6 protein-coding genes are annotated in these 11,119 nt (G+C 46.1%); all 6 read right to left on the bottom strand.

Annotation, left to right across the window (positions count from 1 at the left end):
- Positions 1-103: 103 nt before the first annotated feature.
- The 6 genes from EA26_RS07645 to EA26_RS07625 all read right to left on the bottom strand — a co-directional run bounded on the left by EA26_RS07645 (position 104) and on the right by EA26_RS07625 (position 10,921).
- Entirely contained in the window at positions 104-646 is a 543-nt protein-coding gene (locus EA26_RS07645) for a cell division protein ZapC (RefSeq protein WP_039426378.1), read from the bottom strand.
- A gap of 158 nt (positions 647-804) precedes the next feature.
- Entirely contained in the window at positions 805-1,815 is a 1,011-nt protein-coding gene (gene pyrD / locus EA26_RS07640) for a quinone-dependent dihydroorotate dehydrogenase (RefSeq protein WP_039426375.1), read from the bottom strand.
- A gap of 295 nt (positions 1,816-2,110) precedes the next feature.
- Positions 2,111-6,952, bottom strand: a complete 4,842-nt coding sequence (locus tag EA26_RS07635; RefSeq protein ID WP_039426372.1) for an NAD-glutamate dehydrogenase — start codon at positions 6,950-6,952, stop codon at positions 2,111-2,113.
- Between the two features lie 206 nt (positions 6,953-7,158).
- On the bottom strand, positions 7,159-7,377 hold the full coding sequence (locus EA26_RS20355; RefSeq protein ID WP_081946422.1) for a DUF2835 domain-containing protein: 219 nt from the start codon (positions 7,375-7,377) through the stop codon (positions 7,159-7,161).
- Between the two features lie 50 nt (positions 7,378-7,427).
- Positions 7,428-10,034: an aminopeptidase N gene (gene pepN, locus EA26_RS07630; RefSeq protein ID WP_039426369.1), complete on the bottom strand. Its 2,607-nt coding sequence runs from the start codon at positions 10,032-10,034 to the stop codon at positions 7,428-7,430.
- A 251-nt stretch (positions 10,035-10,285) separates the two neighbouring features.
- Positions 10,286-10,921 carry a hypothetical protein gene (locus EA26_RS07625; protein WP_081946423.1) on the bottom strand — a complete coding sequence of 212 codons (636 nt, stop codon included), beginning with the start codon at positions 10,919-10,921 and terminating at the stop codon, positions 10,286-10,288.
- Positions 10,922-11,119: the final 198 nt, after the last annotated feature.

Here is an 11,119-nt window from a genome sequence, read left to right as displayed (position 1 = left end):
AGAAAAAGTAGAGATATGTTTTGTAGACGTAATTGAGGCGCAAAAAAAATCGACCTCATGGGTCGATAAGTGCAAACAATAGGAACGAAAATAAAGGAAAGTTTTACCCAACAAGGGCCATAGGAAGGCATAAATCGGCTTGATTAGGAACGCTCATTCGATCGTGCATCACTTTAATCGCTTCACCGTAAGCCAATGACTTTTCAGCCGTTAATAAGAAGCCCGTCAGCTGCACTGGGCACACCAAACTTGCGTTGTCCCCTGCTTCTAAAACAATAAACAGCCCTCGATTGAAGCTATTGGACAATAGCACCAGTTCCCCTTCTACCGGTTGATGCTCTGCTGTACTTGCATCAAAGAACCAGCTCTTAGGTTGAACAGGCTTGTGAAACCGCTTTGCCGCCACGCAATACAGTGTGAGCTCATCCTTACGATATTCATTAAGCTCTAGATAAGCGAGACCTTCTTTGAAGGTTTGAAATGCACTGGCGTCGTCTACCGTGAACTCATTTTGCGAAAATGCACAATCTACAAGATGTTTCTTGGTCAGGTTTGTTTGGAAGACGTAGGTATCCCCCAAATCAAGCATCAAACAAGCCGAGGACTTGTCGAAATACCATTTCCATTTATCACTTGGTTTAAGCATTATTCCATTCTCACGTTAGCTCAGAATTAAGAAGGTAAACGCTTAATTACCTTCCAGTACTTTTGATTCTACAAACCAACGGACAAAAAAAAAGAGGAAACACGTTCCTCTTTCTTTCGTAATAAGACTTGATTTCTCAGTAGCTTATCGCTTGTAAGTCACAGATTTTTAACAATATCGCGTACCAGACCTGGCCCATGGTAAATAAAGCCAGAATAAACCTGAACTAGATTCGCCCCCGCCATCATTTTCTCTTTCGCGGCGACAAATGAATCAATACCGCCAACACCGATGATAGGAATGTCACCCTGTAACTCCTGATGAAGTAGACGGACGACTTCGGTACTGCGCGATTGCAGAGGACGGCCACTTAACCCTCCCGCCTCATTAGCGTACTTCATTCCTTCCACAATACTGCGATCAAGAGTCGTGTTGGTCGCGATCACACCATCGATCTTATTTTTGATCAACGATTGGCAAATCTGCTTAATTTCCTCATCCGTAAGATCCGGCGCGATCTTCAGTGTCAACGGGACATATTTGCTGTACTTTTCTGCTAGCTCTTCTTGCTTGTGTTTCAACGAGGACAAGAGTTCATCTAACGCTTCACCATATTGTAGAGAGCGCAATCCTGGTGTATTGGGTGATGAAACATTCACCGCAATATAGCCAGCGTATTCATACACTTTATCCATACAGATGAGGTAATCCTCTACCCCTTTCTCAATCGGCGTATCTTTATTTTTGCCAATATTGATCCCAAGGATACAGCTGTACTTGGCTTTTTTAACATTCTCAATCAGGTAATCAACACCTTCATTATTGAAGCCCATACGATTGATAATGCCCTCGGCATTGACTAGGCGGAACAAGCGTGGTTTGTCATTGCCAGATTGAGGTCGTGGCGTGACGGTACCGACTTCGACAAACCCAAACCCCATCGCGTCAAACGCTTCAATGCATTCTCCATTTTTATCGAGCCCCGCGGCCAAGCCGACAGGATTACGGAAGGTTAATCCCATACACTCAACAGGACGATGTGGAAGTTGTTGACGATAGAATAGATCGAGAGGTGTTCCAGTGAAACGTTTGAAATTTTGAATGGCAAGGTCATGCGCCTTTTCGGCATCCAATTGAAAAAAGCCAGCTCTGGCTAGACGGTAAAGCATTGTGCCTCCGAAAGAAAAAAGCCCCGTGTAAACGGGGTGGTATTATTTACTTAAAATTGGCGCAATTCAAACAAAATACGGCGATTATTGATAAATGCAGCCATCTTTTATTTAATATCTTTAATTATCAGTCCCTTATAGTTAAGAACAATGTAGGTACATATTGAAAGATAACAAAGCAATCGTTTGAGTGGATACGAAAAGAGACACCGTAACGTGTAAATGGTCACTTTATAATCTCAGAGTAATAAAAAAGCCCCTTTCGGGGCTTTAAACTTATCTAACGGGTAAAAACCTAGTCATTTGCACTGCAATTGAGGTTAAGTAATACCAGTTCACGCAGAGCCACTGAGAATTTAGCAAATTCGTGAACACTACCCACCTTGAACTCATTTAAAATGCTTTCCCAGCGGTGTAGTGACGTTTCGTTGCGCTCCATCCATTCATCGAGTGCTTCGATCACATCAAACTCTCCATCAGCACTACGACAGTTAAGCACTTGCGCAGTTAATAAACGTTGCTGCCAATCTAAATCTTCACGGAACGCCGCTCGCGCCAATGCTTGCCAGTTGTTATCAACGGCCTGACTGTTGATCTGTTTGAGGAACCAATGCAGTGAAAGGCGATCACCCAGATTAAAATACAACTTCGATGCTTGCTCGACGGTTTTGCCCTTCTCTCTGGCGACCGCAGAAATATCCAAAGCCGACTGCAAACTAGAAAGACGTGACACTCTGTTGGCCAAACTCGCGTCTACCCCACGCTCTATCCAAGAACGTGCCAGCTCTTCATGCTCTTCCACTTCGGCTGAGACCAACATCTCATCTAAGCTGCGAGTGATCACATCCACATCAGCGCGGTAACGTTCAATCAACTCACTTACGTTGTTCTTACCACTGCGATTACGGAGCAACCAGCGAGCAACACGACGCAGCATGCGACGCACGTTAAACATAATTTCGTACTGTGCATCCGCGGAAGCGACGTTATCGAGATCGCGGGTTTTGTCTAAAATGTCACCGAGATCGTAGATTTCTCTTGCAGCGCTGTATGCATTAGCAATGTCAACAACGGTTGCTCCTGTCTCTTCCTGCAATCGCGTAACGAAATTACATCCCATTTCGTTAACCATTTGGTTTGCAAGAGCCGTTGCAATGATCTCTGTACGAAGCGGATGAGATGACATCTGCTGCGCATACTTATTACGTAGCTCACTTGGGAAATACGCGACAAGCTGCTTGGCATGGAACTCGTCGTTGGCGATATCATCGTTAGCCAATTGTTCTTTCAGCACCATTTTGCCGTAAGCAACCAATACGGCAAGCTCTGGGCGAGTCAGACTACGTCCGGTTTTTTCTCGTTCCAGTAGTGTCTCGTCATCTGGAATACTTTCCAGCGCGCGATCAAGATAGCCCGCTTTTTCCATGGTGTGAATAAAGCGAATTTGCTCTTTAACAACACTGACACCTTGTTGCTCGGTGACAGAAATAGACTCGGATTGACGGTAAGCATCATCAAGAACAATCTCGCCAACTTCCTCTTCCATGGATTCCAAGATGGCGTTGCGCTGTTTGATCGTCATATCGCCATTGGAAACCAAGCCGTTGAGGAAGATCTTGATGTTCACTTCGTTATCAGAACAATCTACACCACCTACGTTGTCGACAAAGTCAGTGTTAACCCGGCCGCCGTTCAGCGCATACTCAATACGACCTTTCTGCGTCATGCCCAAGTTGCCGCCTTCACCGACAATACGAGCTTGTAGATCACGTCCATCAATACGCAGCACATCGTTGGCACGGTCACCAACGTCTGTATGCGTTTCTGTCGACGCTTTGACATAGGTACCGATGCCACCGTTCCAAAGTAGATCAACTTCCATTTTCAGGATCATTTTGATCAACTCATTCGGCGCCAAAGAGGCTTTCTTCGTAGACAGCATCTTCTGAATTTCTGGCGTCAGTGTAATCGACTTCGCACGACGAGAGAAAACACCGCCACCTTTAGAAATCAGCTTAGCGTTATAATCTTCCCAGCTTGAGCGAGGCAAGTTGAATAAACGGTTACGCTCTTCCCAACTGGTTGCTGAGTCCGGATTTGGATCAATGAAAATGTGCAGATGGTTAAACGCGGCCAGCAGGCGGATGTGCTTGGAGAGCAGCATACCATTACCAAATACGTCACCCGCCATATCGCCAATACCGACTGCGGTAAAGTCTGTGGTCTGACAGTCAATACCCATTTCACGGAAGTGACGCTTCACCGACTCCCAACCACCTTTCGCGGTGATGCCCATCGCCTTGTGGTCGTAGCCGTTTGAGCCACCGGAAGCAAACGCATCACCCAGCCAGAAGTTGTACTCTGCCGATACTGAGTTCGCCAAATCAGAGAATGTCGCCGTCCCTTTATCCGCCGCGACAACCAAATAAGGGTCGTCTTCGTCATGTCGCACCACATTTTTCGGCGGAACCACTTCCCCTTCGATAATGTTATCAGACACATCCAAGAGCGCGCGGATAAACTGTTTGTAGCAACGTTGACCTTCGGCAAAGATTTCATCACGAGTGGTCATGGTGTGCTGACGTTTACAAACAAAGCCACCTTTCGCACCCACGGGCACAATCACAGTATTCTTAACTTGCTGCGCTTTAACCAGACCCAAGATTTCAGTACGGAAGTCTTCTTGACGATCAGACCAACGCAAACCACCACGAGCGACTTTACCACCACGCAAGTGAACACCTTCGATATCCGGTGCGTAAACAAAGATCTCAAACGCTGGGACTGGTTGTGGGATCTCAGGGATCTCGCTTGGTTTCATTTTCAGAGACAACCAAGGTTTCGGCTGTTTCTTGTCGTCCACTTGATAATAGTTGGTGCGAAGCGTGGCTAAGATCATTTCCATGTAGCGGCGAATGATACGATCATCATCCAAGCTCTCAACATGATCCAATTGTTCCGTCATCGCTTTGATGAGATCTTCTTGGCCTTTCTCCGAGCCCTTGTATTTGGGATCAAAACGCTTAACAAACAGATCCACCAGCGCTTTGGCCAAATCTGGGTAATGGCTTAAGGTATCTTCGATATATTGCTGACTAAATGGGAAGCCCACTTGACGCATATAACGTGCGTAAGCACGAAGGATGGAAATTTCGCGACCAGTGAGGGACGCACCGAGCACCAAACGGTTGAAGCCATCACTCTCCAGCTCACCCGCCCAAATCGCGGCAAATGCTTGTTGGAAACGATCGCGTGCTTCACGCAGATCCACCACTTTGTCGCTCTTATGCAACATGGAGAAATCAAGGATCCAGAATGTCTGACCATTGGTTTTGTGGATCTCATACGGCGATTCACCGATCACTCGTAGACCTAAATTTTCGAGCATTGGCATCACATCAGATAGATGGATCGGCTCGTCACGATGATACAGTTTCAAACGCACTGCTTTGGAATCCGCCGCTAACTCTTGTGGGCGATAAAACAGCATACCTAATTTATGTTCATCACTGAGTGATTCCAAACGCTCAATATCGTCCACTGCGCTACCTGGCATCATGGCTTCTTTATAAGAACGCGGGAACGCCTTCATATACTCTTTTGATAGTGGTAAGCCTTTGCTTTCGCCAAAGTTAGCAATGATGGAGTCTTTGAGGCGATCATCCCAAGATGAGGATACTTCCATTAGGTTTTGCTCGATATTCTTTACGTCTACGTCGATGTTGTTGTTGTCTACCCGCACAATGTAGTGGGTACGCGCCAGAGGGCTTTCGGAGAAGAATGTGGTGAACTCCACTTCTTGCTCGCCGCCAAAATATTGCTTCAGGATGCGTTGGGTCTGACGACGAAGTTCGGTGTTATAACGATCTTTGGTCACGTAGACCATGGCGCTAAAGAAACGTCCAAACGGGTCTTTACGCACGAAAAGACGCAGAAGATCTCGATCGTGCATTTGCACCACGCCCATGCCAACTTCAAGAAGCTCTTCTTCGGTTGCTTGGATTAGCTCATCACGTGGATAGTTTTCAAGAATATTGTGCAGTGCTTTGTAGGAATACGAACCGTGACGGTAGCCGCTAGCTTCAAGAATTCGCCCCACTTTCTCACGAATCAGTGGGATAGAAGAAACGGCTTGGTTATAAACGGCGGAAGTGTAAAGCCCCGTAAAACGATGTTCACCGATAACTTTGCCGTTTTCATCAAATTTCTTAATGCCGATATAATCGTTGTAAGCGGGTCTGTGAATTCTTGAAGGCTTGTTGCCTTTGGTGATAATCAGCGCGTAAGGTTTTTTCGCTTCTAGACGAGCAGAATCGGAAAGCTCAGACAGCTTCACACCGCGAACTCGTTTCTCGTCTGCAAATAGGCCAAGGCCCTTTTCTGCCGTTGGCAGTAATTCGCTGTCGCCATCGACATTGCTCAGGTCATATTCCTTATAACCCATGAACGTGAAGTTGTGGTCCCCTAACCAACGAAGAAAGGCAATACTTTCATCGAAGCGTTCATCGTTCACGGCAATAACCGATTTCTGTTTTTCTAGTTGTGTCGTCACTTCTTTGAGACGCTCAACCATTGGTTGCCAAGCGTTCACCACCAAGCGAGTGTCAGAAAGCACATCGAGCAATTCTTGCTTTAGCGTCTGCATCTCCTCTTTCTTGCTCAGACGATCCACTTCGATATGGAACAGTGACTGAAGCACGCCGCCTTTACCGTTGACCTCAGTCACCGCGCCTTTACTATCACGTGTGATTTGCGTTGGGTTGTTGAGCATCAAGTGACAAGAGAGGTCCAAACGACTCAAGGTCATTTTGATGGAATCGACCAAAAACGGGCTGTCCGGAATAACGACTTCAACAATAGTGTGGGTAGATTGCCAACCTTGGCGACTCACTGTTGGGTTAAACACCCTGACAGAGATCTCTTCCGGTTTTTTCTCATTGATATGATGCCAGAGGCTAACAACAGCGCCATAAAGATCCGATTCGTTACGCTGAATCAAATCGTCGTTGGACATATTACTAAATAAGTGTTGAGCTAATTTAGTGACTAAAGGCTGGTGAGATAGCTCGAGTTTGTCCTGAATCAGTTGATACACTTTTTCAAGCAGAACCGGCACTACATTTTCACGCGCGGTCATATTCACACTCCACATTAGAATAGTTTTTTGTAGGGGACACTTAGCATTAAATCGGCTTAAAAGACCTAATAACTAAGCATAGGTAATGCATGTGCTTATTGTAAAAGCATTATTGAAATTTAGTTAATAAAATTAACGAACTTGGCAGGTGAAATGTTTGAGAATGTGATTGAGATTCCTGTTTAACTCGCTGTTAAACGGAGGAGTTACAGAGTTTCTAACTTTATAAACTTATTATTTTGGTCAGTTGTTAGTCTGAACCGACCTCTAAGCCCCAATTGGCTAAGAAACGGCCTAAAACGCGTTGCCGGGAGTTGTATCCTAAGCCCATTGTCTGTGACAACTTGCACCGAGCTCGCCGCACCCGAATAGTGTGCGAGGAAGGTCTGATAGCTGATATTTAAGCTGAAGTAATATTGATTCATCGTTTGCAAACAAGCAGCTGACACGAGGCCAGCTGCATATGATTTAACCTTTAGCTTTCTAGCGCTTTGCTCACTTTTTCGAACAGATCTTTCGCCAGATTATCCATCGCTTTGAGTGATTCTAACTCAGCACGCATCAGTGCTTTACGCTCATCATCGTACTTGGCCAATTTCAGCAATGGGTCGATCAGTCGAGACGCAACCTGCGGATTGGTGCTGTTGAGCTCGCGTAGAATTTCTCCCGCGAAACGGTAGCCGCTACCCGATTTATCATGGAAATGAACAGGGTTGAGATTCAAGAAAGAGCCCACCAAACTGCGAGTACGGTTGGGGTTTTTCAGGCTAAATGCTTCATGCTGCATTGTCTGCTTAACCACCTCAAGGGCATTTGCAGCAGGGTTGCAACCTTGAATCATGAACCACTTATCCATAACCAGACCATCGTGTTTCCACTTGTCACTGTAGTCTTGCATCAAAGCTTCACGACAAGGCAGTTGAGCGTTGTTAGCTGCGCTCATTGCTGCAATGGTGTCGGTCATATTGTTTGCTTGGTAATAATGCTTTTCAACCAGCTCATTACCACCAGCGATTCGCGCTAGATAGCCAAGACAGATGTTGCGTAGTGCGCGTTTTCCAATCGCAGCATGATCGATACTGTATTGCGCTTGTTTCAAGCTGTGATACACCGCACTGAGCTCTTCTTGCAGTTGATCTGCGAAGATCGCTCGCATACCTTCCAAGGTTTTTGCAATCGCATCAACATCAACGAGCTTATACCAACCAGAAACTTCGTTATGCTGCGGCAACGATAACACTTCAGCGATGAACGCAGGTTCAAGATCGGCACTGAGCAGTACGCCGCGGAATGCGTCCACCACTTCTGCCGCCACTTCAACGTCACCACCTTGCTGCACACGTTGCACGTTGGCGCGAATGTATTTCGCCAACAACATTTGGCTTGCATCCCAACGAGCGAACTCGTTACGCGCATATGTCATCAAGAACATCAGTTCTTCGTCAGAGTAGTTGTACTCCAGTTTCACTGGTGCAGAAAACTCTCTCAGCAGCGAAGGCACTGGGCATTCGGAGACATTTTCAAACACAAAGGTTTGTTTCTCCGCTTTAACATCGAGCACGTTAGAGACGGATTTGCCTTCTACGATAAGCGGGATCACACTACCACCAGCCGCATACAGCTCAATATCGAATGGAATATGAAGAGCGTGCTTTTCTGCTTGGTCTTGCGTTGGCTCAGTGAATTGCTCAACCGTCAGCACATAAGTCTGCGCTCCGGCATCATATTGGCTGCTCACCCGCACGGTCGGTGTACCAGACTGGCTATACCAAAGACGGAACTGAGTCAGATCAACGCCCGTTGCATCTTCCATCGCTGAAACAAAGTCTTCACACGTCGCAGCCGTGCCATCGTGACGCTCAAAGTAAAGTTTCATCCCTTTTTGGAAGCCTTCTTCCCCAAGCAAGGTATGATACATACGAATCACTTCACTGCCCTTTTCGTATACGGTCAGGGTGTAGAAGTTATTCATTTCAATCACTTTATCCGGACGGATCGGATGTGACATTGGGCTGGCATCTTCAGCAAACTGCGGTCCGCGGATCACGCGCACATTCTGGATACGATTAACCGCTCTTGAACCAAGATCAGACGAGAACTCTTGATCACGGAAAACCGTCAAACCTTCTTTCAAACTCAACTGGAACCAATCACGGCAAGTGACACGGTTCCCCGTCCAGTTGTGGAAATACTCATGACCAATGACCGCTTCAATACCAAGATAGTCGCTATCTGTTGCAGTCTGAGAGTTAGCCAGAACAAACTTCGAGTTAAAGATGTTGAGACCTTTGTTCTCCATCGCTCCCATGTTGAAGAAATCCACTGCGACTATCATGTAGATATCGAGATCGTACTCTAGGTCGAATCGCTCTTCATCCCACTTCATTGAGTTGATGAGCGAAGTCATCGCGTGTGGAGCTCGGTCGAGATTGCCTTTGTCGACAAAAATTTCCAGATCAACTTTGCGACCTGATTTCGTGGTATAGATGTCACGCAACACATCGAAGTCACCTGCAACCAGAGCGAATAGATAAGCTGGCTTTGGATGAGGATCTTGCCATTGTACCCAGTGACGTCCACCTTTGAGCTCACCTTGAGCGACACGGTTACCGTTACTCAGCAGGTAAGGATAAGTTGCTTTGTCTGCGATAACTTTGGTGGTGTAACGAGCCAGCACATCTGGACGGTCGAGATAGTAAGTGATGCGACGGAAACCTTCGGCTTCACATTGAGTACAGAATGCGCCGCCTGATTTGTATAGACCTTCCAAGGCGGTGTTCGCCTCAGGATCAATCTCTGTCACAATAGTCAGCTCAAACTCGGTCGGAAGCTGCGATAGAACCAGTGAAGCCTCTTTCACTTCATAGGCCGACCAAGCTTCACCGTTAACACTGACAGAACGAAGTTTCAGCGCTTCACCGTCCAATTCAACGACATTGCTCTCGCCCAACTGCTTCACTTGCGAAACGGCCGTTACCAGAGTGTTGTTATCGTAAAGATCAAAAGTCAGATCAATATCGGTAATGGTATGCGATGGTGGCGTATAATCTTCGCGATATTTAGCCTGTGGGGTCTGAGACATATCTATAAATCCTTGTACAGTGAATCAAAACGTACCTGCTACCTTGTGTACGACATGCTCATCTTTGTATCGATAAGCAGACGTATTTATGCATCTGTGAGTTCAATTATCTGGCAGGTACCGGAAAATTACCCAAGTAAGATGCGGTTGACGAACGAATAAAACAAGTCTCACAACAAAAAAAGAGAGAACTTTATAAAAACCCTCTCTTATCCACACTTTGTACTGTTTACTCATGGTTCAATTCACATTCAACGAACTCGGTTCAGCACCGCTAACATCTCACCGCTTTCTTCTTCCAGAGTTAGCTTATCTCTTTCCAGCGTGTAGGTCGTATTGTGCTCACCGTTCTCATACAACAAAACTAGGTGATTGCCCTCGGTATAATAGACGCCTTGCGTGACGGACTCACTACCTCCTTCAGAGGTAACGCGAAACATAAAGACAAAATCGGGTTGCAACACCAGATCCACTCGGTTGATTTGATTGGCAATCATCCCTTCCCCGGAAAGATGAGCGCTCGACCAAATACCAGCTAGCGCATTGGGCAATCCTTTAGTAAAAGTCACCCCATTCAGATTGAGCATGTGGTGGTTGCTTTCATACTGGTACACTTGAGGTTGATCTGAATTTAGCCCGAGAATAATGGTGTCTTCGTTGGCCGCGTACATCCCTTGCCAGTGGTCGACACTGTAGTCTCGTTTCTGGATGTCGATTTGGAACTGGTAATCTGAACCTAGTGACAGTTTGATCGCTCGGAAATCTTCTCGGCCAGACTCAGGATCGGGATTGACCAAATACCAATCACCCAGCAAGAGTGGTGTATCAAAATAGGTTAAATCAGACGGGGCTTCGCCCACTTCATTCGCCTGTGTGAAAGGAAACATGATAACAGCAAGGAAAAGTAGGAAATGTCTCATCGTTTTATCTCCGGACCTTTTCTTACAGCTTAGGTCTGGAGATAAAATAATGCGAAATTTTTAGATCTAAATCACATTATTACGCGATAAAAAATAACAGAACGCTCGTTTAACGGTGCGTTCATCAAGATGAAATGGTTTTAATTTACGAAGGATTTTTGCACA

The organism is Vibrio navarrensis (assembly GCF_000764325.1).
Taxonomy (GTDB): domain Bacteria; phylum Pseudomonadota; class Gammaproteobacteria; order Enterobacterales; family Vibrionaceae; genus Vibrio; species Vibrio navarrensis.
Note: the sequence above shows the minus strand (reverse complement) of the source record. Positions and strands in the feature narration are given on the sequence as shown.

Coding starts and splice junctions, on each gene's coding strand:
- pyrD (WP_039426375.1), bottom strand. CDS start 1,815: ATGCTTTACCGTCTAGCCAGAGCTGGCTTTTTTCAATTGGATGCCGAA.
- EA26_RS20355 (WP_081946422.1), bottom strand. CDS start 7,377: ATGAATCAATATTACTTCAGCTTAAATATCAGCTATCAGACCTTCCTC.
- EA26_RS07635 (WP_039426372.1), bottom strand. CDS start 6,952: ATGACCGCGCGTGAAAATGTAGTGCCGGTTCTGCTTGAAAAAGTGTAT.
- pepN (WP_039426369.1), bottom strand. CDS start 10,034: ATGTCTCAGACCCCACAGGCTAAATATCGCGAAGATTATACGCCACCA.
- EA26_RS07645 (WP_039426378.1), bottom strand. CDS start 646: ATGCTTAAACCAAGTGATAAATGGAAATGGTATTTCGACAAGTCCTCG.
- EA26_RS07625 (WP_081946423.1), bottom strand. CDS start 10,921: ATGTTTCCTTTCACACAGGCGAATGAAGTGGGCGAAGCCCCGTCTGAT.